At 66.4% G+C, this 26,386-nt stretch carries 21 protein-coding genes; 13 read left to right on the top strand and 8 right to left on the bottom strand.

All coding sequences use genetic code 11. From position 1 onward, the window contains the following. Positions 1-119: 119 nt before the first annotated feature. The 4 genes from AC50YA_RS14650 to AC50YA_RS14635 all read right to left on the bottom strand — a co-directional run bounded on the left by AC50YA_RS14650 (position 120) and on the right by AC50YA_RS14635 (position 3,719). Positions 120-1,244, bottom strand: a complete 1,125-nt coding sequence (locus AC50YA_RS14650; protein ID WP_494982993.1) for an adenylate/guanylate cyclase domain-containing protein — start codon at positions 1,242-1,244, stop codon at positions 120-122. Then, positions 1,234-1,833, bottom strand: a complete 600-nt coding sequence (locus AC50YA_RS14645) for a PH domain-containing protein (RefSeq protein ID WP_494982992.1) — start codon at positions 1,831-1,833, stop codon at positions 1,234-1,236. The genes AC50YA_RS14650 and AC50YA_RS14645 overlap by 11 nt, the downstream gene beginning before the upstream one ends. Further along, positions 1,826-2,734 (bottom strand): biotin--[acetyl-CoA-carboxylase] ligase, encoded by a 909-nt coding sequence (locus tag AC50YA_RS14640; protein ID WP_494982991.1) that lies wholly within the window; start codon positions 2,732-2,734, stop codon positions 1,826-1,828. Before AC50YA_RS14640 ends, AC50YA_RS14645 begins: the two co-directional genes overlap by 8 nt. Positions 2,735-2,801: 67 nt before the next feature. Further along, the gene (locus AC50YA_RS14635) at positions 2,802-3,719 is read right to left on the bottom strand and encodes an SDR family oxidoreductase (protein ID WP_494982990.1); all 918 of its coding nucleotides are present in this window, start codon (positions 3,717-3,719) and stop codon (positions 2,802-2,804) included. Between the two features lie 235 nt (positions 3,720-3,954). Here AC50YA_RS14635 and AC50YA_RS14630 point away from each other — a divergent pair, with 235 nt between their 5' ends. The 4 genes from AC50YA_RS14630 (at position 3,955) to AC50YA_RS14615 (ending at position 9,447) form a co-directional block, all read left to right on the top strand. Then, on the top strand, positions 3,955-5,538 hold the full coding sequence (locus AC50YA_RS14630; RefSeq protein ID WP_494982989.1) for an acyl-CoA carboxylase subunit beta: 1,584 nt from the start codon (positions 3,955-3,957) through the stop codon (positions 5,536-5,538). A gap of 122 nt (positions 5,539-5,660) precedes the next feature. Then, positions 5,661-5,870 carry an acyl-CoA carboxylase subunit epsilon gene (locus AC50YA_RS14625; protein ID WP_494982988.1) on the top strand — a complete coding sequence of 70 codons (210 nt, stop codon included), beginning with the start codon at positions 5,661-5,663 and terminating at the stop codon, positions 5,868-5,870. A 9-nt stretch (positions 5,871-5,879) separates the two neighbouring features. Then, positions 5,880-7,565 (top strand): DUF885 domain-containing protein, encoded by a 1,686-nt coding sequence (locus AC50YA_RS14620; RefSeq protein WP_494982987.1) that lies wholly within the window; start codon positions 5,880-5,882, stop codon positions 7,563-7,565. Positions 7,566-7,977: 412 nt separating this feature from the next. Continuing rightward, a complete protein-coding gene (locus AC50YA_RS14615; RefSeq protein ID WP_494982986.1) occupies positions 7,978-9,447 on the top strand; it encodes a dicarboxylate/amino acid:cation symporter in 1,470 nt (489 codons plus the stop codon). Between the two features lie 95 nt (positions 9,448-9,542). On the opposite strand, the gene AC50YA_RS14610 is transcribed toward AC50YA_RS14615, so the two are convergent. Then, a complete protein-coding gene (locus AC50YA_RS14610; protein ID WP_494982985.1) occupies positions 9,543-10,127 on the bottom strand; it encodes a hypothetical protein in 585 nt (194 codons plus the stop codon). Positions 10,128-10,287: 160 nt separating this feature from the next. On the opposite strand from AC50YA_RS14610, the gene AC50YA_RS14605 reads away from it, so the two are divergent. The 6 genes from AC50YA_RS14605 to AC50YA_RS14580 all read left to right on the top strand — a co-directional run bounded on the left by AC50YA_RS14605 (position 10,288) and on the right by AC50YA_RS14580 (position 17,474). Next, positions 10,288-10,977: a TetR/AcrR family transcriptional regulator gene (locus tag AC50YA_RS14605; protein ID WP_494982984.1), complete on the top strand. Its 690-nt coding sequence runs from the start codon at positions 10,288-10,290 to the stop codon at positions 10,975-10,977. A gap of 1 nt (position 10,978) precedes the next feature. Continuing rightward, complete coding sequence (locus tag AC50YA_RS14600; protein WP_494982983.1) at positions 10,979-13,504, top strand: MMPL family transporter; 2,526 nt, start codon at positions 10,979-10,981, stop codon at positions 13,502-13,504. 9 nt (positions 13,505-13,513) lie between these two features. Further along, positions 13,514-14,200, top strand: coding sequence for a Maf family protein (locus AC50YA_RS14595; RefSeq protein ID WP_494982982.1), 687 nt, complete (start codon positions 13,514-13,516; stop codon positions 14,198-14,200). Positions 14,201-14,329: 129 nt separating this feature from the next. Then, positions 14,330-16,150 (top strand): acetyl/propionyl/methylcrotonyl-CoA carboxylase subunit alpha, encoded by a 1,821-nt coding sequence (locus AC50YA_RS14590; protein WP_494982981.1) that lies wholly within the window; start codon positions 14,330-14,332, stop codon positions 16,148-16,150. A gap of 19 nt (positions 16,151-16,169) precedes the next feature. Beyond that, a complete protein-coding gene (locus AC50YA_RS14585) occupies positions 16,170-16,610 on the top strand; it encodes a YybH family protein (protein ID WP_494982980.1) in 441 nt (146 codons plus the stop codon). A gap of 132 nt (positions 16,611-16,742) precedes the next feature. After that, entirely contained in the window at positions 16,743-17,474 is a 732-nt protein-coding gene (locus AC50YA_RS14580; RefSeq protein WP_494982979.1) for a glutamine amidotransferase, read from the top strand. Between the two features lie 152 nt (positions 17,475-17,626). Here AC50YA_RS14580 and AC50YA_RS14575 read toward each other — a convergent pair whose 3' ends face one another. Further along, positions 17,627-19,039, bottom strand: a complete 1,413-nt coding sequence (locus AC50YA_RS14575; protein WP_494982978.1) for an MFS transporter — start codon at positions 19,037-19,039, stop codon at positions 17,627-17,629. A gap of 270 nt (positions 19,040-19,309) precedes the next feature. On the opposite strand from AC50YA_RS14575, the gene AC50YA_RS14570 reads away from it, so the two are divergent. Genes AC50YA_RS14570 through AC50YA_RS14560 form a run of 3 tightly spaced genes read left to right on the top strand, consistent with a single transcriptional unit; the run spans position 19,310 to position 24,583 of the window. Further along, positions 19,310-20,782 (top strand): MFS transporter, encoded by a 1,473-nt coding sequence (locus tag AC50YA_RS14570; protein WP_494982977.1) that lies wholly within the window; start codon positions 19,310-19,312, stop codon positions 20,780-20,782. A gap of 1 nt (position 20,783) precedes the next feature. Then, entirely contained in the window at positions 20,784-23,024 is a 2,241-nt protein-coding gene (locus AC50YA_RS14565; RefSeq protein ID WP_494982976.1) for a molybdopterin oxidoreductase family protein, read from the top strand. Next, the gene (locus AC50YA_RS14560; RefSeq protein WP_494982975.1) at positions 23,021-24,583 is read left to right on the top strand and encodes an FAD-dependent oxidoreductase; all 1,563 of its coding nucleotides are present in this window, start codon (positions 23,021-23,023) and stop codon (positions 24,581-24,583) included. The genes AC50YA_RS14565 and AC50YA_RS14560 overlap by 4 nt, the downstream gene beginning before the upstream one ends. A gap of 31 nt (positions 24,584-24,614) precedes the next feature. Here AC50YA_RS14560 and AC50YA_RS14555 read toward each other — a convergent pair whose 3' ends face one another. Together AC50YA_RS14555 and AC50YA_RS14550 are read right to left on the bottom strand one after the other, a co-directional pair. Then, entirely contained in the window at positions 24,615-24,800 is a 186-nt protein-coding gene (locus AC50YA_RS14555; RefSeq protein WP_494982974.1) for a PspC domain-containing protein, read from the bottom strand. A 52-nt stretch (positions 24,801-24,852) separates the two neighbouring features. Then, entirely contained in the window at positions 24,853-26,268 is a 1,416-nt protein-coding gene (locus tag AC50YA_RS14550) for an NAD(P)H-quinone dehydrogenase (RefSeq protein ID WP_494982973.1), read from the bottom strand. Positions 26,269-26,386: the final 118 nt, after the last annotated feature.

Below are 26,386 nucleotides of genomic sequence, written 5' to 3'. Positions count from 1 at the left end.
CCGGTTTCTCCCCCAGGTAAGACTCCGGCCGGGCCGATATACGGTCCGCTGCAGCCGGGCACAACCGACTATAGCGGTATCCACCATCAAGTGGATAAATACGTGGAGGCGGTCAGCCGCTAGTCGAGGACCAGGCCTTTTCCTTGTCCGCGCGCCAGGAGCACGGGATGGATTTCGCCGAACCCACGGACATTTTCCGCGGGCTGCGGAACGAGAACGAAGCGCTTGTCCTGGTCCAGCGCGGACGCGGTCATGGAGTCGATCAGGACCGTTCCCGGATCCGCCAAGGTGGTGAGCCGGGCGGCGAGGTTGACCGTGGGGCCGTAGATGTCCCCCAGCCGGGACAGGATCCTGCCCCAAACCATGGCCACCCGTGCCTCCGGCAGGATCTCGTCTTCGGTAAACGCCTGTGCCAACGCCAGCGAGATCTCGGCTCCGGCAGCCGGCGTTTCGGCAATGTACAGGACTTCGTCGCCTACTGTCTTGACCAGCCGCCCGCCGCCAACGGAAATGATCTCGGCGCATTTGTTTTCAAAGCGCTGGACTAGCCGGGCGAGGGTCTTTTCGTTCATCCGGCGGGAGAGGCTCGTATAGGAAACCAGGTCAGCAAACCCGACGGCGCGGGCCAGCGGCAGGGGGGCATCGTCTTCATCGCCGTCGCGGCCTTCTTCGCTGGCCTGCAGACCAGCCTCGGCGCGCACGGCCAGGCGTTGAACGCCGGCATTGAGTTGCCGGCGCCACGAATAGACCAACATCTCCTCAAGGGCGTCCAGCAAGGAGGGCAGTTCCCTCACCAGACGCTTACGGGCCACAGCGTCCGTAACGCCCTGCTCGTGGACCATATCCTCCACCATGGCCTCGATCTGCCAGACCACCATGCGGTCAGTCATCTGTCCGATGGACCGGGTCACGGAGATGGCGGCCTCTTCGGTCAGCACCCCGGTGCGGACCAGGTCAACCACGGTGGACAGTGCAGCCTGATCACGTTCGGTGAAGGCCACATCTTCGTCGCCAAAGTTCGGGAAGCCAAGGGCACGCCACAGCTTCCGGGCCGAAAGGAGGGACAGTCCTGCCCCGGCGGCCACCTCACGGCGCCGCAGCTTCCGTTCGCCGCCCAGCAGCCGTGTCTCCAAGGCTTTGGCAGCCACGCGTTCAGGAGACAGTGTGCCTGTTGCCGGGTGGGCAGTTTCGGGCACGGCGGGAGCCGGCAGGTCCGCGTCTTCCCGCTGGTCCTCATCGTTCATCGTCTCCACCTTCTCTCAACTCCCACGGCAACGCTTCGTCTGTGTAATCCGATATCTCACCAGTCCCCGGGTCCCCGCCCGCAGGCAGTTCGTCAATCGCATCCAGCACGAAGTCCCGGAACCGTACTGCTTCCGGGACGTCCTGGATGCTCACCACACCCTGGTACCCGGTTTCCAAGGATATATTCCCGGAGCGCAATATGCGCTGCAGCACCGACTGGTGGACCGATACGTGGCGGATCGACGCGAGATTGACCTGCTCGTCCCGGCGCCGCACCATGCCGTAGCGGGCAACAATCCGCCGGCTCGTGAGGATGTACCGGGTTGTCTGCCACCGCAGCAGCCGAGGCAGGCAATATGCCAACCATATCCACGCAGCGGCCACGACGCATGCAAGGACGATCCACGGTGTCCAGTCAGCGGAAGCCACAGGCACCAACCGGGTTGCCTCGCCCCGGACGGTCCAGGCACTGGCAAAGGCTGCTGCGGCCGGCGCCGCAATGAAGGCTGCGGCCGGGCCGGCCAGTTTCCTCGGCTGCGGGCGGGTGATCGTGATGACCTGCTCGCCCGGCACGAGGCCTTTACGCATAGCCGCTTTCGGTGCCCTCGCCCGGCGGGGTCCACGGGCGCAAGTGGACCACATCGCCGGCGGTGACCACATGCTCCCGGCGGTCCTTGTCCACCACCAGGAGTGAGCCGTACTCGTCCAGCCTCGAAGCGTGCCCGATGATCTCGTGGTCACCGGGCAGTTGCGCGCGGACTTGCTTGCCGAGCGTCACCATCACGGACTCCACCCGCTTGTGGAGTGAAGGGCCGCCGGCAATCCCGGCGGTGGGGTCGCCGTCGGCATTGCAAAAACTCCGGTAGAGCACCGTGAAATGGGCAAGGTAGCTCTTGAGCAGCAAGGTCCGATCAACAGTCAGCGGTTCTTCCAGGGCAACCGACGTCGCTGTGGGCACCGGAAGTTCTGACGCGGTCAAAGTCACGTTCAGGCCGGTCCCCAAAATGACCGGAGGAACAGAACCGTCCCCCATGGGCCCCAGCTGGGCCAGGATCCCGGCGATCTTTCGGCCACGGACCAGGACGTCATTGGGCCACTTGAGCTCGGCCGGGATACCCGCGGTCTCACGCAGCGTCTCCCGCAGCGCCAGCGCGCCCAGCAGTGACAGCCACGAATACGTATGGGTGGGCAGCGGCCTGCCCTCCGCGTTGGCGGGCCGCAGGACCAGGGACACCGACACCGAGCTCATCGGAGGCGCTTCCCACCGCCGGTCCAGGCGTCCCCGGGCAGCGGTCTGGTACTCGGCCGTCAGCACTGACAGGTCCGGCCACTCTTTGGGTTCAACAGTCACCGATCGCAGGAGGTCTGCGTTGGTGGAGCCGGTGGAGTCCACCACCACCACCTTGGCGATGCCCGTGGCCGCAAGAAAATCCTGGTCCGCCAAGGCTCCGCGATTCAACGGATTTCCTGGGGTGTGTGAGTCATCCATGGTTGAATCCTATCGACTCAGGCGCCGCCGCTGGCCGTTCCCGCAGCCTCATGACTGGAACCGCGGCTCAGAGGAATATGTCCGGAACCAGCCGATCCTCCGCTGCCCCGAGGCTGTACGGACGGAAGTCGGTGACACCCGCCGCGCGGAGCACCTGTTCGTCCGTGTAAAAGTTGCCACTGGGCGCACCCGCGCTGCCCCCGTGCGCGCCGGTCAGGTTGCCGCCGGTCAGGTTGCTGCCGGTCAGGACGGCGTGGGCTGCGTCTGCCATGATCTGCGGTCCGCGGGCAGCCTGGACGATTTCCTTGCCGCCGGGCATGTTCCGGATGGCCGCGGTATCGATGAGGGTGCACGGCCAGAGAGAGTTGACGTTGACGCCGTCGGCCTTGAGTTCTTCGGCAAGGCCCAGCGTTGTGAGGCTCATCCCGTATTTGGCCATGGTGTATGCCAGGTGCTTGCCTGCCCAGTAGGGGTCCAGATTCAGGGGCGGTGACAGCGTCAGGATGTGTGCGTGGGCAGATTTGCGCAGGGCCGGCAGCGACAGCTTGGACAGCAGGAACGTCCCGCGGACGTTGATGTCCTGCATCAGGTCGTAACGTTTCATGTCCACGTCGTCGGTGGTGGAGAGATCGATCGCGGACGCGTTGTTGAGCACAATGTCGATCCCGCCGAAACGTTCGACGGCGGCCGCCACGGCTCCTGCGACGTCGTCGTCACTGCGCACATCACCCACGATGGCCAGGGCCTGGCCCCCGGCAGCCTCTACCTGCTCGGCGGCGCTGAAGACAGTGCCTGCCAGCTTGGCATGGGGCTGGCCGGTCTTGGCCATCAGGACAATATTGGCACCGTCCTGCGCGGCCCGGGTGGCAATGGCCAACCCGATCCCGCGGCTGCCGCCGGACATCAGAATGGTGCGGCCCCGAAGGGACCCGGTGGCCCGGTACGGCGTTGCGGCAGTGGACCTTGCATCGTTGCTGGAAGTCATGGCTCCACTGTAGCCGAGGTATGTTACTTGCGAGTAACATACCGCTGGCCGCTGGAAAGTGCGGAAAATTGTAGGTTTTCTACAGTCGTCCCACGCAGATGCGTCATTAGACTAGCCAGCAGGGTTCGTCTTTTGTGTGGAATCTACTTAAATCCCGCACCTGACCGACCAGCCACCACAGCACGCAGCACCACATTGTTACAGCACCAATCTGCTACAGAGCCGGAGACACTTGATGAGCCACGATCTGACAACGACAGCGGGAAAGATCGCCGATTTCCGCGACCGCCAGGCCCGTGCAGAGGAACCCTCCGGCCCCGAAGCCATTGAAAAGCAGCACGCCCGCGGCAAGAACACCGCCCGCGAGCGCGTGGACCTCCTGCTGGACGAGGGCTCGTTTGTGGAGCTTGACGCGCTTGCTGTGCACCGCTCCACCGCCTTCGGCATGGAGCAGAAGAAGCCGCTCGGCGACGGGCTGGTCTCTGGCTACGGAACCGTGGACGGGCGTCCCGTTGCCGTCTACAGCCAGGACTTTTCCGTCTACGGCGGATCGTTGAGCCAGGTCAACGGCGAGAAGATCGTCAAGGTCCAGGAATTCGCTTTGCGCAACGGCTGCCCGGTGGTGGGCATCCTCGACGGCGGTGGTGCCCGCATCCAGGAAGGTGTGGCCTCACTGGCCATGTTTGCCGACATCTTCCGCAATAACGTCCACGCGTCCGGCGTTGTCCCGCAGATTTCGCTCATCATGGGACCGTCCGCCGGCGGCGCGGCGTACTCCCCCGCCCTCACGGACTACGTGGTGATGGTGGACAAAACCTCGCACATGTTCATCACGGGACCGGACGTCATCAAGACCGTCACGGGCGAAGACGTGGACATGGAAACCCTCGGCGGCGCCCGCCAGCACAATGCCAACACGGGCACGTCCACCTATCTGGCCTCCGACGAAGCAGATGCCATCGAGTTTGTCCGCGAACTGCTGGACTTCCTGCCGTCCAACAACCTCGCCGAGGCTCCGGTGCTGGAGCACCAGCAGGAGCTGGAGATCAACGACGACGACCTCGCCCTGGACACGCTCGTCCCGGACTCTGCCAACCAGCCGTACGACATGCGCACCGTCATCGAGCAGATCGTTGACGACGCACATTTCCTGGAGATGCAGTCCCTCTATGCCCCCAACGTCATGATCGGCTACGGCCGGGTTGAGGGACACACCGTGGGGATCGTGGCCAACCAGCCGCTGCAGTTCGCCGGCACGCTGGACATTGCAGCCTCGGAAAAGGCCGCCCGCTTCGTCCGGAACTGCGACGCCTTCAACGTCCCCATCATCACCCTGGTGGATGTTCCTGGCTTCCTGCCCGGCAAGGACCAGGAGTTCCAGGGCATCATCCGCCGCGGCGCCAAGCTGCTGTACGCCTACGCCGAAGCCACCGTCCCCAAGCTGACGGTGATCACCCGCAAGGCCTACGGCGGAGCGTACATCGTGATGGGCTCCAAGAAGCTCGGCGCGGACCTGAACCTGGCGTGGCCCACAGCGCAGATCGGCGTGATGGGCGCCCAGGGCGCCGTCAATATCCTCTACCGCCGCGACCTGGCCGCAGTTGCCGAGGCCGGCGGGGACGTTGAGGCCCGGCGGGCCGAGGTCATCCAGCAGTATGAAGAAGAGCTGCTGAACCCCTACCAGGCTGCCCAGCTGGGCTACGTGGACGCGGTCATCGCACCGTCCGATACCCGGGGCCAGATCATCAAGGGCCTCCGCGCCCTCCGCGACAAGCGGGCGAGCCTGCCCACCAAGAAGCACGGGAACATCCCCCTGTGATCCCCAACCGCCCCCTAACCTCGCAAGTCCCCACCGGCTCCCAACCTTCGCAAGCTCAGGGCGGGCCCCTCGCCGGCGTGGCCCCACAGCCAGGGCCTGCGGTCGTGGCCCCAGACAAGCCAGTGGTTGACAACACGCAACCCGTACTCTCTGTGGTCAAAGGGCAACCGTCGGCCGAGGAGCTCGCGGCACTGACCGCCGTCGTGCTTTCCCTGGGCAGCGCGGACGCCACGGCCGCAGGGAAGCCCACCGCCCGTGACTGGGTGCGCCGCCAGCAGCTGCGGCTCGCCCCGACGCCGGGACCCGGCGCCTGGAGGCGGAGCCGGGGTTAGGCTCGTGGGGTGACTATCGAAGCTGCCCCTGCCGCCCGTCCGCACTCCGCCATCGATGCCGTGGCGGATGACTATACCGACACACTCATCCGCCTGAACCCGTCGCTCGCCACCACGCTGGGCCTGCCGGGGCACGAATCCGAGTACCCGGATTACTCCCCCGCCGGCATCGCCGGCTTTGCAACGGAAGCCCGGAAAGCCCTTGCTGCGCTGGAGGGCCTGACGCCCCGGGACGACGTTGATGCCGTCACCCTGGACGCCATGCGGGAACGGCTGGGCCTCCAGCTGGAAATCCACGAATTGGGCTGGGACGAGGCGGAGCTGAACAACATCGCCTCCCCCGCACAGGACATCCGGGCCATTTTCGACCTGATGCCCACCGAAACCGCTGAGCACTGGGAGCACATCTCCGGCCGCGCCTTGAACGTCCCCGGCGCTCTCCGCGGCTACATCCAATCCCTGCGCCAGGCCCGGGACGCGGGCAAAGTCGCGGCCGAACGCCAGGTATCCATCGTCATCGAGCAGAGCACCAAATATGCCGCCGATGACGGTTTCTTCGCCAAGCTCGCCGCTGGGGCCCGGACTGCCAACGGTCCCCTGCCGGGCGAAACGCAGGAAAGGCTCGACGCCGGTGCTGCCGCAGCGCGCGGTGCCTACCGGGAGTTCGCGGAGTTCCTCCGCACGGACCTGCTGCCTGCCGCCCCGCAGCAGGACGCCGTCGGCCGGGAACGCTACGCACTGGCCTCACGCTCCTTCCTGGGCGCCGCCGTCGACCTCGAAGAGACCTACGCGTGGGCAGTCCAGGAACTGGACACGCTCATCGCCGAGCAGGAAAAAGTCGCGTCCGGCATCAAGGCAGGGGCCAGCATCGCGGAAGCCAAGGACATCCTCAACAATGACCCGGTCCGCCAACTCAAGGGCACGGCGGCCCTCAAAGCGTGGATGCAGGAACTCTCGGACAAGGCAGTTGCCGAGCTTGCCGGGGTGCACTTCGAGATCCCGGACGTGATGAAGAAGCTCGAATGCCTGATCGCACCGACCGACGAGGGTGGCATTTACTACACAGGCCCCTCTGATGATTTCACTCGCCCGGGCAGGATGTGGTGGTCAGTTCCCGCCGGCGAAGACACCTTCACCACGTGGGCCGAAACCACCACCGTCTTCCACGAAGGCGTCCCCGGCCACCACCTGCAGGTGGCCACCGCCACGTACCGGCGGGAGCTGCTCAACAAGTGGCGGCGCAACATCTGCTGGACGTCGGGCCACGGCGAGGGCTGGGCACTGTACGCGGAAAAGCTTATGCAGGAACTCGGCTACCTGGCGGATCCCGGCGACCACATGGGAATGCTGGATATGCAGCGGATGCGGGCGGCCCGCGTGGTGTTCGACATCGGCGTCCACCTGGAACTTGAAATCCCCGAACGCTGGGGCACCGGAACATGGACCCCGGAGGCGGGCTACGACTTCCTTAAGGAGAACCTGCCCATCAGCGAAGGCCAGCTCAAATTCGAGTTCACCCGCTACCTCGGCTGGCCCGGCCAGGCCCCGTCCTACAAAGTGGGACAGCGCCTCTGGGAACAGATCCGGGCCGACCTCGAAACCCGGCCGGGTTTTGACCTCAAGGCCTTCCATACGCGAGCGCTGAACATCGGATCGGTGGGCCTCGATACCCTCCGGCGGGCACTGCTGGATTAGCCAGGTCCGGGGCCCGGAGGGCCCACATCCTCGGCGTGCTGCGCCCCACCGGTTCCCTAGCCTCGCAAGCTCGGCCAGGGAACCCTGCCGGCGTGGGCCCACTTCGTCGCTCTGACGCACGCTGCCGGATGCGTCCCCTCCGGCCCCCTGAGTGCTTGCCCTCCCGTTTCTCTTGGCGAGTGTGCAATTCGCGGCAGTGTTTTCGCAAGACATTGCCGCGAACTGCCATCTCGCGTCATCACGACCTCATCGAACGCGAGACGTTTGCCACATCAGCGCTGGGAATAACTTCACAATTTCCTGGTGTGCCGCCGGATTTGCGGGGATTATGCGCCTTGAGTACCCGGGCAGCGGCGTAACATTTCTCAACATCTGTTCGCCGTGATAAGGAACCCGGGCCTAGCGTGTTCTGGTGAGCACTCAAACCCGCACCCCCGAATCCGCAGGAAAGACCGGCTTCCAGCTGCCCAAGTGGGCTGGCTCGTTCGGTTTCCAGATCATCGCCGCCCTCATCGTGGGCCTGGGACTCGGCCTGCTGGCCAAGTACACGGGCAGCACCAAGGAGGCCCCCAACGGCCTCGGCGCCACGCTGCAGACCATCGGCTCCAGCTACGTTTCGCTGTTGCAGACCGCGGTAGTTCCGCTGATCTTCACCGCCGTGGTGAGCTCGATCTCGAACCTGCGCCAGGTCTCCAACGCCGCCAAGCTGGCCTGGAACACCCTGCTCTGGTTCGCCATCACTTCCCTGATCGCCGTGATGATCGGCATCGGCCTCGGCGTGCTCCTGCAGCCCGGCGCCAACACCGGCATCACCCAGGAGGCCAAGTACGTCGGCAAGTCCGGTGACTGGTGGTCCTTCCTGATCGGGCTGTTCCCCAAGAACTTCCTGGGCCTGGGCGCCAGCTCCACTGTGACTGAAAGCGCCACCGCGGCCACCACGGTCAGCACATCCCTCAGCTTCAATGTGCTCCAGATCCTGGTGGTTGCCATCGCCGTCGGCGTCGCCGCCCTCAAGGTGGGCAAGGCTGCCGAGCCGTTCCTGAACCTCAACGCTTCGGCGCTGGCCGTCATCCAGAAGGTCCTATGGTGGATCATCCGTATCGCCCCGCTGGGCACAGTTGGCCTGATCGGCAACGCCGCTGCCGTCTACGGCTGGGACACCATCGGCGCGCTCGGCAAGTTCACCTTCGCCATATACGTGGGCCTGGCCCTGGTGCTGTTTGTTGTTTACCCGACATTGATCCGTTCGCACGGCCTGTCCGTGAAGCAGTACTTCTCCGGCGTCTGGCCTGCCGTGCAGCTAGCGTTTGTGTCCCGCTCCTCGATCGGAACCCTGCCACTGACCCAGCGCGTCACGGAGCGCAGCCTGGGTGTTCCCCGCGCCTACGCTTCCTTCGCCGTGCCCCTGGGCGCCACCACCAAGATGGACGGCTGCGCCGCGATCTACCCCGCGATCTCAGCCATCTTTGTGGCCCAGTTCTTCGGCGTCCAGCTGGACGCCAGCCACTACCTGCTCATCGCCCTCGTCTCGGTCCTTGGTTCCGCCGCAACGGCCGGTACTACCGGCGCCGTGGTGATGCTCACCCTGACGCTCTCCACGCTGGGACTGCCCCTGGCCGGCGTCGGGCTCCTGCTCGCCGTGGACCCCATCCTGGACATGGGCCGCACCGCGGTTAACGTCGCCGGCCAGGCCCTTGTGCCCACCATCGTGGCCAAGCGCCAGGGCATGCTCGACGAGACGCTCTACAACGCACCCCGCAACGGCACTCCGTTTGTGGACGACGACGCCGACGCCGACTCCTCCGCTGCGGATCCCTCCGCCATCGCGGGAGGTACTGACTCGCCGGAAGCCGGACGCGAACTGGCCGACGCGAAGGCCTGACGCACAGCTCGAACAGCAAATAGGAGAAGTCCCCGGGAAGTGATTCCGGGGACTTCTCCTGTTCTGTGCTGTGTTTCGCTCAGCCCAGCCTTTCGCTAGCGCCCGCCACCTCCAATAACTCCGTTCTGGACAGCCTTGGTCACGGCGTCCGCCTCGGCCTGGGTCAGCTTGCCGTCCGTGACGGCCTGGTCCAGGCGGGTCTTCAGAGCCGCAGCGCGCTCTGCCTGTTCGGCAGTGCGCAGCTCTTCAAACGCCGCCGTGACCTTGGCCTCGTCGATGCCGAGCGTCGCCGCGAGGGACTTCGCGAGTTCAGCCTGCTTCGCGGCAGGGTCCGGCCGGGTTCCTTCAGCCGCTGTTCCGTCGGCCGGCGGAGTAGTGGGCTTGTTGGCGTCACGGTAGGCCTTCAGGGCCTCCGTCACTTTGGCCTCATCCACGCCCAGCTTGGTGGCCAGTTCCGCTGCGTCAACGCCGCGGAAGCCGCCGTGGCCGTGACCGCCTCGCATGCCCTTGCCGTCGCCGGGGGCGGTGCTGGTGCTGCCGTCGGCGGAGGGGCTTGAGCTGGCGCTGGGGGTGGGCGTGGGCGTCGTGGTTGCGGACGCCATGCCGGCGACGCCGATCCCGGCGCCAAGGGCCAGCGCGGTGGCCGTGAGGCCAAGGGCAATTCTCTTTGTGCGTACCATTCTTGTCTCCTGGATCTGCCGTCCGGTGACGGCTGGTCAAGATGCCCCAGACGGGACTCTTTCAGTCTCCGGCGGCAGCCTCAGGCTCAGCTGTCGGGAACCTTTCATCTTCCTGTGAATCAACTTGCGCGGTGTGCAAACTTGCACGTAGTGTAATTTCATGCCCGAACTTCTCTCGCGCCGTGAGCTGAACAAAGCCGCCACGCGCCAGGCCATCACCGATGCCGCTTTGACCCTGCTGCGCGCCCAGGGACCCGGGAATTTCACGGTGGAGGACATTGCCGAATCAGCCGGGATCTCGCGCCGCACCTTCTTCAACTACTTCAGAAGCACCGAGGCTGCGCTGGCCTCCATGACGCACGGGTTTCTGGACAACGCCCTTCAGCAGTTCCGGCAGCGGCCCGCCGACGAACCCATCCTCGAATCCGCGCGCGCGGCCCTGATGCAGCTGGCCGACCCCATGACGGTGGCACCCCTGGCCGAACTCTTCACCCTCACCCAGGACAACGCCGTCCTGTCCCGGTCCGAACTCGAGGCGTGGGACCACTGCACCGAAGAGATCATCAGCGCCGCCCGGGAACGGTTCGCCGGAACCCCGGGCGCCGTCGTCGACGAACTGTACCTGCGCTCCCTCGCCGGTTCCGTCATCTCCTGCGGGAAGGCGGCCATGGACGTGTGGTTCGCCCAATGCGGCGCCGATCTCTCCCCCGCATCGCTCGCTGTCCTGCGGCAACTGCTTATTGACGCCATAGGCCACCTCGGCTCCGGCTTCGGCAGCCCTCTTCCAGCAGCCAGCCACTCCGCGACTCCAACAACTGCCACTACCCACCTCCTCAAAGAACGGCTCTGACATGGCCCTGCTGCTCTACCGCCTCGGCAAGTTCTCCTACCGCCACCGCTGGCTGGTCATTTCGCTCTGGCTCGCGGCGCTGGTGGCCGTGGGCGGCTCCGCCGCCGCCTTCCATGGCACGCTGTCCAACAATTTCCAGATTCCGGGCACTGAGACCCAGCGGATCGCGGACAAGCTGAAGCAGGAACTGCCGGCAGCGTCGGGCGGCTCTGCGACCATCGTCTTTGAAGCCCCGGAAGGCGGCTTTACGGACGGGAGCCGCGCCGCCGTCACGGCTGCCCTGACAAAGCTCGGTGACCTGCCGGACGTCAAGGCCACGGTGGATCCGTTCGCCACGCAGGCCCAGCTGGACCAGGCAGGGCAGGCCATCGCCGACGGCGAGCAGCAGCTTGCCGCGGGCCAGGCCCGCCTGGATGCCTCACGCGCCGAGATCGACGCCGGCGCCGCGCAGCTGAAGGCCGCGGAGCAGCAGCTCGCTGCCAGCGGCGCAACCGCAGCCATGATCGAAGCCCAGCTCGGAGCACAAAAGGCTGCCCTGGCACAGGGTCAGGCGCAGTTCGACGCCGGCACCCAGGAACTGCAGGCCGCCAAGGCCAAGCTGGACCTGGGCAAGCGGCAGGCGGAAGCTTCCGCCGGGATCCGCTTCGTCTCGGCGGACGGCCAGGCAGCCGTGGCACAGGTGCAGTTCAACACCTCCATCAATGCCCTGACCACCGCGGTGCGCCAGGACGTCCAGGACATTGCACATGAAACCTCGTCCGCGGGTGTGACGGCACTGGCCAGCAAGGAAATCACCGAAGACATTTCAGAACTCTTCGGCACCGCCGAAATCATCGGCATCGGGGTGGCGGCCCTGGTCCTGATCCTGATGCTCGGCACGCTCATCGCCGCGGGCCTGCCGCTGCTGATGGCCGTCATCGGCGTTGGCGTCGGGGTGGGCATCGCGTTCGCCCTGTCCGGCGCCTTCGAGATGAGCTCCATCTCCCCCATTCTCGCACTGATGCTGGGTCTCGCCGTGGGCATCGACTACTCCCTGTTCATCGTCAACCGGCACCGGACCCAGCTGCTGGCGGGCATGGACCCCGAGGAATCCGTGGCGCGCGCCACGGGAACCTCGGGCAACGCGGTGCTTTTTGCCGGCCTGACGGTCATTATTGCCCTCGCCGCCCTGGTGGTGCCCGGGCTGCCGTTCCTGAGCGTGATGGGCCTGGCCGCGGCCGGCACCGTCGCGGTGGCCGTCCTGGTGGCGCTCACCCTGACCCCCGCCTTGCTGTCCCTGATCGGCCGCCGCATCATTTCCCGGCGGGCCTGGGCCAAGGCCGATGCCCACAACGCCGAGGCCGGCCACGAGGTTGCCGACCAAGCCAGGGATGAGGAAAAGAGCACCCGGGGCTGGGGCGGCCTGGTCACCCGCCACCCCGTCGTGGCGCTCGTCGCCGGCGTACTCCTGCTTGGGACGCTGGCCCTGCCTGCCGCACAGCTCCAGCTCGCACTGCCCGACGGCGGCTCCGAACCGGTGGACTCCGAGGCCTACCAGGCCTATGACGTCACCGCACGGAGCTTCGGCGAAGGCGTGACCGGCCCCATTGTGGTGGTGGGCGAATTCCCGGCCGGCCTGGACGAAACCCAGGCCCAGAAACTGCAGTATGACGTCGCGGACCTGATCCGGGGCGTGGACAACGTGGTGGCAACAGTGCCGGTGGCACTGAGCGAAGACCGCCGCACCGCCGTATTCCAGGTCATCCCGGAAGAAGGGCCCGCCAAGGCCGGCACGGTGCAGGTGGTGAGCGAACTCCGCGAACGCGGCGCGCAGATCCAGGCCGAAACCGGGGTGACCATCGGGCTAACCGGGCAGACCGCCGGCAACATCGACGTCTCCACCAAACTCGGCGACGCCCTGCCCCCGTACCTGGCGATCGTCGTCGGGCTTTCCCTCATCCTGCTGCTGCTGGTGTTCCGCTCCATTGTGGTTCCCCTCCTGGCAACCGGCGGTTTCCTGCTGTCCCTGGCCGCCGCGTTCGGCCTGGTGGTGGCCGTCTACCAGTGGGGCTGGCTGGGCGGCGTGTTCGACGTCGCCAATCCCGGCGCGGTGCTGAGCTTCCTGCCGATCATCCTGATCGGTGTGCTGTTCGGCCTGGCGATGGACTACCAGGTGTTCATCGCGTCGGGCATGCGCGAGTCCTATATGCATGGCGCCCCGGCCAAGAAGGCCGTACGCATCGGCTTCAGCCATGCCGGTGCCGTGGTGACCGCCGCCGCGATCATCATGGTCAGTGTGTTCGCCGGCTTCATCTTCAGCCATCTGACCATGGTCCGGCCGCTGGGCTTTGCCATGGCGTTCGGTGTGCTGCTGGACGCGTTTGTGGTCCGCATGACCATCGTGCCCGCCGTGATGTACCTCCTCGGCGAAAAGACCTGGTGGCTGCCCAAATGGCTGGACGGGATCCTCCCGGATGTGGACGTGGAGGGCGCGCGGCTGGAACGACGCGAAAACGAGCCGCAGAAGCTGAGCGAGCCAGTCCACTAGGCTGAAACCGTGACCCGCCTGATCCTCGCCTCCCAGTCCCCCGCCCGCACCAAGCTCCTGGCCGACGCCGGCATCCGGCACTCCGTTCTCGTCTCCGACGTGGACGAGGACGCGGTCCAGGCCCGCTACGGCGTCACGGATCCGCACGATACCGCGCTGCTGCTGGCACGCGCCAAGGCCGAGGCGGTGGCCGCGTTGCCGGAAGCAGAGGGCGCGCTGGTCATCGGCTGCGACTCCGTCTTCGAGTTCGACGGCGAGGCGCACGGCAAACCGTACACGGCCGCCGTCGCCCGCGAACGGATGCTGCGGATGAGCGGCAACAGCGGGGTCCTGCACACCGGGCACTGGCTGGTGGACTGCCGCGCGACGGCAGCCGATGACGAGCCGGCTGAGGTAGGCACCGACGCAGCGCCCGACGACGGCGTCACGGCGGCGGGATCCGGCGCCACGCTCGGGGCGGTCGCCTCCGCCGAGGTCCATTTCACGGATATGGATCCGGAAGAGATCGACGCGTACATCGCCACGGGCGAACCGCTTCACTGCGCCGGCTCCTTCACCATCGACGGCCTGGGCGGCGCCTTCATCCGGAAGGTGGACGGGGACCCGCACGCCGTCGTTGGGCTGTCCGTCTCCACGCTGCGCAGTCTCCTGGGGCACGCCAACGTACGCATCACGGACTTGTGGTCCGCCGAATAATTGCGGCGATTTTCCGGCCAGTTGTAGGTTCCCTACAAAGCTGCGCCCGTTTACACGCGGAAACCGCAAGCAATATCGGCGGAACCCACAAAATCGCGCTAGGCTCCCTGAAGGAAAGAAGGAGACGCCTTGTCAGCAAATTTGGAGCAGTCCGCTAGTCCCGTGCAGTCGAACCTCACCAAGGTGCTGATCGCAAACCGAGGCGAAATCGCAGTGCGCATCATCCGCGCGGTACGCGACGAAGGCATTGCCTCAGTGGCTGTCTACGCCGATCCGGACCGCGACGCGCTCCATGTCAGGCTTGCCGACGAGGCTTACTCCCTGGGTGGCAACACCGCTGCGGAGTCCTACCTGGTGATGGACAAGATCATCGACGTTGCCCGCCAGTCCGGTGCCGACGGCATCCATCCCGGTTACGGCTTCCTCGCCGAAAACGCCGAGTTCGCTGCCAAGGTCATCGACGCCGGCATCACCTGGATCGGCCCCTCCCCCGAGGCCATCTCCGCCCTCGGCGACAAGGTGCAGGCCCGGCACATCGCCGAAAAGGTCGGCGCGCCCCAGGTTCCCGGCACCGCCGATCCTGTGGAGTCGGCCGAGGAAATCCTCGAGTTCGTGGACAAGTTCGGCCTGCCCGTGGCCATCAAGGCAGCCTTCGGCGGCGGCGGCCGCGGCATCAAGGTGGCCCGCACCCGCGAAGAAATCCCGGAGCTCTTCGAGTCTGCCGTACGTGAGGCCGTCGCGGCCTTCGGCCGCGGCGAGTGCTTCATCGAACGCTTCCTGGACGCCCCGCGCCACGTCGAAACGCAGTGCCTCGCGGACGCCCACGGCAACGTCGTTGTCATCTCCACGCGTGACTGCTCCCTGCAGCGCCGCAACCAGAAGCTCGTTGAAGAAGCACCGGCCCCGTTCCTCACCGACGAGCAGAACCGCCGCCTGTACGAATCCTCCAAGGCGATCCTGAAGGAAGCCGGATACCAGGGCGCCGGAACCTGCGAGTTCCTGGTGGGCCAGGACGGCACAATCTCCTTCCTTGAGGTCAACACCCGCCTGCAGGTGGAGCACTGCGTCTCCGAAGAGGTCACGGGCATCGACCTGGTCCGCGAACAGTTCCGGCTGGCGCGCGGCGAGGAACTTGGCTACGGCGACCCCGAGGTCCGCGGCCACTCCTTCGAATTCCGCATCACCGGCGAAGATCCGGGCCGCAACTTCATGCCTGCCCCCGGCACCATCACCACCTTGAAGAACCCCACCGGCCCCGGCATCCGGATTGATTCCGGCGTGGAGCAGGGCGATGTCATCAGCGGCAACTTCGACTCGATGCTCTCCAAGCTGATCGTCACCGGAGCCACCCGCGCCCAGGCCCTGCAGCGTTCGCGGCGGGCCCTGGAGGAAATGGTGGTGGAAGGCATCCCCACCGTTATCCCCTTCGACCTCGCCGTTGTTTCGGACCCCGCTTTTGCGCCCGTGGAAGGTCCATTCAGCATCCACACCCGCTGGATTGAAACCGAATTCGTCAACAACATTCCCGCCTGGACGCCGGACGGAACCGCTGAAGCCGGCGGCGACGCCGGTGAACGCCAGCGGGTGGTGGTTGAAGTAGGAGGCAAGCGCCTCGAAGTTGTCCTGCCCGCCTCCCTGGGTTCGATCGGGGCGGGTTCCGCCGCCGGTTCCGGGGCCAAGCCCGGCAAGTCCAAAAAACGCGTCCGTTCGGGCGGTGCGGCTGCGGCCGCCGCCGGCGACGCACTGACCTCCCCCATGCAGGGCACCATCGTCAAGGTTGCCGTGGCCAACGGCGACGTTGTGGCCGAGGGTGACCTGGTGGTGGTTCTCGAAGCAATGAAGATGGAACAGCCCCTGACCGCGCACCGTTCCGGAACCATCACCGGACTCACCGCAGCTGCCGGTGAGACGGTTTCGGCCGGCGCCGTCATCGCCACGATCGAAGACTAGACCCTGCCGGAGGCACCCCATGCTCGCACCCAGTTTTGAAGAAGAAGTACACCGCTACCACCTGGCGGTTCCGGAAATCACCCGCGGGAATCCCGGTGCCGTCAAGGACCTGTATTCCAGGCTCGACGACGTCACGCTGGCCAACCCGTTCGGCGGCATCGCACGTGGCTGGGCCCAGGTGGAGGCCCGGCTGGACCAGGCGTCCCGGCAGTTCCAGGACGGCGAGATGCTCGGGTTCGACACCATCACGTCCTACACGGCACGCGACACGGCCTACCTGGTGGAAACGGAACACTTCCGGGCCCGCCTGGAGAGCGCCGCAGAGCCGGAGGAATTCGCGCTCCGCGTGACCAGCATCTTCCGGCGCGAAGAAGGCTACTGGAAGCTGGTCCACCGCCACGCAGACCCGGCCGCGCAGCCGCAGTCCCGGCGATCCTTCGCGCAGCCTGCCGGCCACTGACTTCACTCAGGTGCCGGGGCTTTGTTCCGGCATGAGTTGCACGCTGACGCCGGACAGTGCTCTGGCGCTGGGGGTGCTCTGGCGCCGGACGGTGCTCTGGCGCTGAGCTGGGGCCAAAGGCACACTTAGCGTGTGAAGCCTTTCCTGCTCCTGGCCTCCCGGGCCGAAGACGCCGCCGCCGAGGACGAGTATGCCGCGTACCTAAGGTATGGCGAGCTGGCGCCGGGCCAGCTCCGCCGCGTCCGGATTGAGGCCGCTCCCCTGCCGCAATTGGACCTGGCCGAATACTCAGGCGTGATTGTGGGCGGCAGTCCCTTCACCTCCAGCGACCCGGCAGAGGAGAAGAGCGAAGTCCAGCACCGTGTGGAGCGTGAGCTAGCCGCGCTGCTGGACCGGATCGTGGCCCAGGACTTTCCCTTCCTTGGCGCCTGCTACGGCGTGGGTACCCTCGGCAGGCACCAGGGCGCCGTGATTGACAGGACCTTCGGCGAACAGTTGGGCGGGGTGGAAATCGAGCTAACGCAGGCAGGGCTCGCAGATCCGCTCCTGCGCGGGATGCCGCGCCGCTTCACCGCCTTCACCGGACACAAGGAGGCCTGCACTAAATTGCCTTCCCACGCCGTGCTGCTGGCATCCTCCCGGGCGTGCCCCGTCCACATGTTCCGGATCAAGCAGAACCTGTACGCCACGCAGTTCCATCCGGAGCTTGACGCGGAGGGCCTGGTCACCAGGATCGACATCTACCGCCACGCCGGGTACTTCCCGCCCGAGTCCGCCGAGGAACTCATGGCGGATGCGCGGCGGTACACGGCCACCGAGCCTATGAAGATCCTGAAGAACTTCGTGGACCGCTACGCCAGCTGAGCCTGCGGACGGGTGGCGAGCGCCGCCGTCGTGCGTTCCTCCCCAGGTGGTACCGCCCGGACACAGCAATGCCCGGCGCGCTCCCCGGAATAGCGGGGAACACACCGGGCAGTTCTGTCAGCAACTGGGCTGGAACGAACGACGACGGAGCGTCAGGCTACGTTGTTCTCGTAGTCCAGGTCGCGGGTTTCCTTGCTCACGAACAGGGCGAACAGCGTCAGCACCGACATCAAAGTGAGGTAGACACCCACCAAGACCGGGCTGCCCTTCGCCATTTCCCAGAGCCAGACGGCGATGAACGGAGCCACCGCAGCGCCCAGGATGCTGGACACGTTGTAGCTGATGGCGGAGCCGGTGTAACGCACGTTGGTGGGGAACAGTTCCGGCAGCAGCGCACCCATAGGACCGAACGTGAGCCCCATCAGCGAGAAACCGATGACCAGCAGGGCCATGGTGCCCACAAAGCCGCCACTGAACAGCGGAACGAACAGCAGGCCGAAGACGAAGATGCCACCGGTGACGGTCAACAGCATCTTGCGGCGGCCGTATTTCTCCGCCAGCGGTCCGGAAACCAGGGTGAAGATGCCGAAGAAGACGACGCCGGCAATCAGCATCCAGAGGAAGTCGTTGCGGGTGAAGCCAAGGCCGGGAACAAACGCCGCAGCGGCGGCCTCGGACATCGGCTTGCCGGCCTTCTCGGCGGCTGCCTTGGCGGCGTCGAGGTTGGAGGCGCGGGTGCCGTAGGTCAGCGTGAACGTGGTCATCAGGTAGAAGAGCACGTACGTGGCGAGCATGATGAACGTGCCCAGGATGAGCTGACGCCAGCTGGTCTTGAAGACCCGGGCCAGGGGCAGCTTGGCCACTTCATTGGATTCGAGCACCTTGGTGAAGGCCGGAGTTTCGATCAGCTTGAGGCGGACGTACAGGCCGATGATCACCATCACGGCGCTGAGCAGGAACGGCACGCGCCAGCCCCAGGCCAGGAAGTCGGCAGGCGTCAGCGCGTAGCTGGCCACCAGGAAGATCACGTTGGCGATGATGAAGCCGATGGGCGCACCCAGCTGCGGGAACGTGCCGTAGATGGCGCGCTTGTTGGCCGGAGCGTTCTCCGTGGCCAGCAGGGCCGCGCCGCTCCATTCGCCGCCAAGGGCCAGGCCCTGGAAGAAGCGCATGACCACCAGCAGTGCCGGGGCCCAGAATTGCCAGCCCGGGACAAGTGCCGTGGGCAGGCAGCCGATGAGGAAGGTGGCAATGCCCATGGTCAGCAGCGAGGCCACCAGGGTGCCCTTGCGGCCGAACTTGTCGCCGAAGTGGCCAAAGACGATGGATCCCAGCGGGCGGGCAACGAAGGCCACACCGAACACAGCGAAACTGCTGAGCAGCTGGGTGGTCTCGTTCTGGTTGGGGAAGAACAGCGACGGGAAGACCAGCACGGCGGCGGTCGCGTAGACGTAGAAATCGTAGAACTCAACGGTGGTGCCGATCAGGCTGGCCACAATCACGCGGCCGCGCGAGTTCACCGCCTTGGGGGATCCAGGCTCCGCGGTGGTTTGGGTAGATGACATATGAACACTTTCCTGAGAACCGGCCGGCCCGGTAAGGTCCGGCGTGCAGTAGTTAGAGTTCAATATTAGTTCCGGCCGTCCAGTCAATGGACAAAAGGTCCGCTATGTGGACCTGTGGCACATGTCTCATTCTTCGGTCCGTTAACTCTCCTCACGCCGCCGGCCGGCTGCCGATAGGCAAATGTCACAGCGCGTTAACAAACCGCGACCGTCCGTGAAACGCGCCTTCTCTACCGTGGAAGAACAACATCCCCCATGAGGAGGTCCACCGTGACTGTTGACCGCAGCGCAAATGCCGGCACCGGCAATTCCGTAGATATAGACACCGACCCGCTGCACGGAGGCGTGACCTCATCCGCCAGCGCGCAACCCTCCACAGGCACAACCGACGCGCCTGCCCTTGAATTCCGTCCCGGCCGCTGGATCGCCAACTGGAACGCCGAGAACAAGGAGCAGTGGGAGTCCGCCGGCCGGGCCATCGCCCGCCGCAACCTGAACTGGTCCATCTTCGCCGAGTTCCTCGGCTTTGTGGTCTGGCAGCTCTGGTCCATCGTGGTGGTCCAGCTCCCGGCAGCCGGCTTCACGTTCACCACCTCGGAAATCTTCTGGCTGATCTCGATGCCCAGCCTGGTAGGCGCCACGCTCCGGATCCCTTACACCTTTATGGTTCCCCGCTTCGGCGGCCGGAACTGGACCATCGTGTCCGCGCTCCTCCTCCTGATTCCCGCCGTCGGCCTGGGACTCTGCGTCTCCAATCCGGAAACCCCGTTCGGTGTCATGCTGTTCGTGGCAGCGCTTGCAGGCTTCGGCGGCGGCAACTTCGCCAGCTCCATGGCCAACATCACATTCTTCTACCCGGCACGGGAGAAGGGCTGGGCCCTCGGCCTGAACGCCGCCGGCGGCAACATGGGTGCTGCCGTCGCACAGCTCGCCGTCCCGATTGCGATCACCCTGCTCGCCGTCGGCAGCGTCAACCTGCCGATGGCAGGCTGGATGTGGATCCCCTTCATCCTGATCGCCGCCTTCGGTGCCTGGAAGTACATGGACAACCTCACCAGCGCCAAGGGTGACGTGGCCGGCTCGGTCGCAGCACTGAAGGAACCGCACCTGTGGATCATGGCGCTGCTGTACATCGGCACCTTCGGTTCGTTCATCGGCTTCGCCGGCGTGTTCCCCAAGCTCATCAAGGACTACTTCCCGGCGTTCTCCTCCATCGGAGTCGGCACCGTGGCACTCTCGCTGGCCTTCCTCGGCCCGCTGGTCGGTTCACTCGCCCGCCCCTACGGCGGACGCATGGCTGACCGCATGGGCGGGGCCCGGATGACTGTCGCAGCGTTTGCCGCCATGGCCGTCATCACCCTGACCATGATCTGGACGCTGCCGCTGAAGAACTTCTGGCTCTTCCTGGTCCTGTTCCTGATGCTCTTCACCGCCAGCGGCTTCGGCAACGGCGCCACTTACCGGATGATCCCCATCATCTTCGCCACCTCCAGCCGGGCAGCGAAGTCCGGTGCCAGCACGGTGCAGACCCAGCGGCTCGCGTCCTCGGCGCTCGGACTCATCTCGGCCATCGGCGCCTATGGCGGCTTCGTGATCCCGCAGGTGCTGAACGCCTCCAACACGGCCAGCGGCTCGTACACCCCGGCCTTCTACGGTTTCGTCGGAGCCTATGTCGTGATGCTGGCCGTCTGCTGGTTCTGCTACATCCGCAACGCCAACCGAAACGCGATGGGACACGTCTAACATGACCAAAAGCGCCGACACGCACTGCCCTTACTGCGCCCTGCAGTGCGCCATGACGCTCACGTCACCAGCGGAACTGACCCCGGCTTCCGAGCCGGGGTCAGTCCCCGTGCCGGCTGGATCCGCGGCGCTGGCCGCTGCGGAAGCCACCCTGAAAGCCCCCCTCCTCGAAGTGAGCGGCCGCGACTTCCCCACCAACCGCGGCGGCCTGTGCCGCAAGGGCTGGACCTCAGCCACGCTCCTCAACCACCCCGGACGGGTCACCGAACCACTGCTCAAGGGGGCCGACGGCGTCCATCGCCCCATCGGCTGGGACCAGGCCCTGGCGCTGGTCACCACCGCTGTGAAGGACACGCAGGCCCGCGACGGTAAGGACGCCGTCGGGGTTTTCGGTGGCGGTGGCCTGACCAACGAAAAGGCCTACATGCTGGGCAAGTTCGCCCGCCTGGCCCTGGGCACCTCACGCATCGACTACAACGGCCGTTTCTGCATGTCCTCCGCCGCGGCCGCCGGGATGCGTGCCTTCGGCCTGGACCGCGGCCTCCCGTTCCCGCTGACAGACCTGGACTCCGCCAGCACCATCATGATGCTCGGCTCCAACGTGGCCGAAACCATGCCGCCGTTTGTGCAGCACCTCCAGGGCGCCCGCGATGCCGGGGGGCTGATCGTGGTGGATCCCCGCCGTTCAGCCACGGCAAACTTCACGGCCGACGGCGGCGGCCTTCACCTCCAGCCCCTGCCGGGCACGGACCTCACCCTCCTGCTGGGCCTCTCGCACGTGATCATCCACGAGGGCCTGGCAGACAAGGACTTCATCGCGGCGCGCACCACCGGCTATGAGGCCGTGGTCCGCAGTGTCAACTCGTTTTGGCCCGAGCGCGTCCAGTCCCTCACCGGTGTCCCGGCGGAGCTCATCCGGGAAACCGCCCGCAGGCTCGCCGACGGCGCGGGCAAGGGCGGCAGTTACATCCTCACCGGCCGCGGCGTGGAACAGCACGTGGACGGCACGGACACGGCCACCGCCGCGATCAACCTCAGCCTCCTGCTGGGCCTGCCCGGCTCACGCCGCAGCGGCTACGGCACCCTCACCGGCCAGGGCAACGGCCAGGGCGGCCGCGAGCACGGCCAGAAGGCCGATCAACTCCCCGGCTACCGCAAGATCACCGACCCCGCCGCGCGAGCCCACATGGCCGGCGTCTGGGGCGTCCCGGAGGAAACCATTCCCGGGCCGGGACTGCCCGCCGTCCAGTTGCTGAAGTCCCTGGGACAGCCCGACGGTGTCCGGTGCCTCTTTGTGCACGCCTCCAACATCGCGGTGGCCTCCCCCGACGCAAACGCCGTCATCGCCGGGCTCCGCAGCCTGGACTTCCTGGTGGTCTGCGACTTCTTTATGTCTGAGACGGCCGCCGAAGCCGACCTCATCCTCCCGGTCCTGCAGTGGGCCGAGGAGGAGGGCACGCTCACCAACCTGGAGGGACGCGTCCTCCGCCGCCGCCGGGCCCTGCAGCCGCCCGCGGGCGCACGGAGCGAACTGTGGATCATGGCCCGGCTCGCCGAAGCGCTCGAAGCCCCGTCCACATACAGCGAAGATCCGGAAACGGTCTTTGAGGAACTGCGCCTGGCCTCGGCCGGCGGGCACGCCGACTACTCCGGCATTGATTACGCCATGCTGGACCGCGGCGAAGCCGCCTACTGGCCCTACCCTGCGGGGAGCACCGGCACGCCCCGGCTCTTCCTTGATACGTTTGCCCACGCCGGCGGCAAGGCGGTCATGACCCCGGTGACGCCCCGCCGTCGTCGTACGCCGGCCGCGCCCCCCGTTGGGGACCCCACAGTCCCGGCCGCGAAAACAATGACCCTCATCACGGGCCGCCTCCTGGAGCACTACCAGTCCGGGGCGCAGACCCGGCGGGTGTCCGAGCTGCTGGCCACCCAGCCCGAGGCGAAAATGCAGATCCACCCCGCGGCCGCGGCCGCCATGGGTATCACCGACGGTGCCTTTGTCTCGGTGGCCAATGAACGCGGCGAGGTGGTCTGCAGGGCAGAACTCAGCACGGCTATCCGTCCCGAGACGGTCTTCCTGCCGTTCCATTTTCCGGAACTTGAAAGCGCCAACCGCCTCACCGAGGCGGCAACGGATCCCATTTCCGGGATGCCCGAATTCAAGTTCAACAAGGTGTGGGTCCGGGCGGTCGCAAAAGGACTTCAGAACAGTGTTCTTCAGACATCGGAGGCCTCATGAGTGAGCAGATTGTCGTTGTTGGTTTCGGTCCGGTGGCTGCCCGCCTGATCGATGAACTGCTGCCCGCGGTCCGCGACGGCCATGTCAGCCTGACCGTGGTGGGCGAAGAGGCCGAGGCCGCGTACAACCGTGTGCTTGTGGCCGATCTGGGCGTTGGACGCACCACTGCCAACGCCCTTGCCCTCTCCGATGCGGCCGCCCTGGCCGCGGACGGTGTGGACGTCCGGCTTGGCGTGCGGGTCCGCCGCGTGGACCGCGCCCGCCAGCAGGTGATCCTCACCGACGGCACCACCGCCCACTATGAGCGGCTGGTCTTCGCCACCGGTTCCCGGCCCGTCATCCCCAACCTGACCGGCATCAACCCGGACCCCGCCTCCCCCGTCCTTCCCGTCGGTGTGACCGCGCTCCGGGACCTCCGCGACGCTGCCGTGCTCAAGCAGGCAGTCGACGGCGGCAAGCGCGTAGTGGTGCTCGGCGGCGGTGTCCTTGGACTCGAAACAGCCCTCGCCGCTGCCGAGGAAGGCGCCACGGTCACGGTGGTGCACAACGGGCCGCACCCGCTGGGACGCAACATCGACCGCGGCGGCGGAGCGGTCCTCGCGGCCAGCCTGCGCCGGTGCGGCGTCCGCATGGCCGGCAACGCCCGGTCCACCGGGGTGGAGCACAACGCGCCCGACGGCGGGTTCTCGGCGCTGCTGCTCAATGACGGTTCGGCGATCGACGGCGACCTACTGGTCCTCTCCTGCGGTGTCCGTCCCCGGACCGAGCTCGCCGAGGGCTGCGGTCTGTCGGTTGGTGCTGGCATCCTGGTGGACCACCGGCTGCGTGCCCACCACGAGCCGCACATCTTCGCGATCGGCGACTGCGCCGAGGTCCGCTGCCCGGACTCCGCCTGCGGTGAATGCCGCAAGGCGAAGGGCCCGTTCGGTCTGGTGGGTCCCGGGTGGCGGCAGGCCGAGTGGCTGGCCGAATACCTGACGCTGCTGGCCACCGGCACACAGGAGGGGGCGGATGCGCTGCAGGAGCTGCCCCAGGAACAGGCCGGCGTGATTGTGCTCAAGGCCCGTGGCATGAACATGGCCGTGGCCGGCGACAACGGTGCCGAGCCGTGGGATGAGGAGGCGCTCACCGCGGGCGCCGTGAACGGCCGGCCGCGGCTGCAGATCGCCCAGTGGGCAGATCCGGAACACGGCCGCTACGTGAAGATGACCACCCGCGGCGGGGTGCTGGAAGGCCTGGTGGCCGTGGGTATGCCGCGGACCGCAGCCGAGCTCGTGGGACTGTTCGAACGCGGCGCGGAACTGCCGGCCGACAGGTCCCTGCTGCTGCGGCTGGACGGTCCGGACCAGCTGGCCGCGTCCGGCCCCGCCGATCCGGAAGGAACCGTGTGCCGCTGTGCTGGTGTCAGCGGCACCAAGATCCAGGGTGCCGTGGCGGATGGCTGCTCCACGGTGGCCGAAGTGTCGAAGGCAACCCGCGCCGGCACCGGCTGCGGCGGCTGCCACCAGGACATCAAGGGGCTCATCGAAAAACACTTCCAGGCGGCTCCCGCCGCCTGAACTAACCGGTGGTTGAGCCCGTCGGAACCCGTTAAGCCGAAGCCTTGGGGATCATGATCCACAGCGCGATGTAGACGAGCTCGCCGATCCCCACCAGGCCAAAGATGACAAACGCCACCCTGACGATGAACTTCGGAATCCCGAAACGGGCTGACAGCGCTGCACACACGCCACCGATAATTTTTCCATTGCGCGGCCGTTCAAGGGCTGAAGTCATGCCGCCACGCTACCCCGATCCGCCAAGGGCGACCAGTGCCCGGGGACGCGGCCTACATGCGGACGTGCAGGCGCCGCGCCGCTTCTGAGATGGACCCACTCAGTGACGGGTACACGGTGAAGGTGCTGGCTACGTCGTCGACGTGCAGCTTCTGGGTGACCGCAAGGGAAATGGCGAAGATCAGCTCGGACGCGTTCGGCCCCACCACAACACCGCCAATCACGGTGCCGGAGCCCTTACGCGCGAAGATCTTGACGAAGCCGTCCTTGTGATTGCGCATTTTGGCGCGGGCGTTGCTCTTGAGCGACAGCTTGACGATATCGCCCTGGTACTTGCCGGACTGGATCTCGGCCTCGGAGACACCCACGTTCGCGATCTCCGGTGAGGTGAAGATGTTGGACGCGACCTGGTGAAGCTTGAGTGGCATAACGCTGTCGCCCAGGAAGTGGGCGATCGCGATCCGGCCCTGCATTGCGGCCACCGAGGCCAACGCCAGGACGCCGGTGCAGTCGCCGGCGGCGTAGATGTTCGGCGCGGTGGTGCGGGAGACGCCGTCGACCTTTACATGGCCGCTCTCGGTGAGGGCCACGCCGGCTTCTTCAAGGCCGATGCCGGCGGTGTTGGGGATGGAGCCCACGCAGACCAGGCAGTGGCTGCCGGTGACTTTCGAACCGTCACCCAGGGTGACCACCACGCCGCCGTCGGTCCGCTCGACGGTTTCAGCGCGTGCGCGGGACAGGACCCGCACGCCGCGGCGCTCGAAGACTTCCTCCAGCACCTCCGCGGCGTCGGTGTCCGAACCGGGCAGCACCCGGTCACGGCTGGAGATCAGGGTGACTTTGGATCCCAGGCCGTTGTAGCCGGAGGCGAACTCGGCACCGGTCACGCCGGACCCCACCACAATCAGTTCCTCGGGTAGCTCGTCGAGGTTGTAGATCTGCGCCCAGTTCAGGATGCGTTCCCCGTCCGGCCGCGCTGTAGGCAGCTCGCGGGGGTGCGCGCCGACGGCCAGCAGAATGGTGTCGGCTTCCATGATTTCCGTGCCGTCCGCGGTCAGGACTTCGATGGTGTGGTTGTCCAGGAGCTTGCCCGAACCCAGCAGGATGCGGATGTTCTGGTGTTCCAGACCGGTGCTGATGTCCTGGGACTGCTGGCGGGCCAGGCCCAGCAGGCGGTCGTTGATGTGCTTGAGATCGGCGCGCATCACGGGCACAAAGTCGCCGCCGTCGACGTCGAACTTCACTCCCAGCTCGCCCGCCTCACCGACGCGGGTCATCAGGTCCGCCGTCGCGATCAGGGTTTTGGAAGGCACAACATCGGTCAGCACCGCGGAGCCGCCCATGCCCGCGCGTTCAATGATGGTGACCTGCGCCCCCAGCGAGGCAGCGACCATGGCGGCTTCGTATCCGCCGGGGCCACCTCCGAGGATTGCGATCCGGGGTGAGCTGAAATCAGGATGCGTAGTCACAATCAACCATTCTCGCGCATCTGCGCAGGGACCACCAATAAAAGAGTGGCCCGTCACGGTGCCGGCCGCGGCCCGGAGCGACTCTGTTGCCACTGTGCACAGCGGCAACAGCACGATA

This window comes from Pseudarthrobacter sp. RHLT3-21 (genome assembly GCF_059383495.1).
The sequence above is the reverse complement of the archived record's forward strand: the minus strand, read 5'-3'. Positions and strand labels throughout refer to the sequence as shown.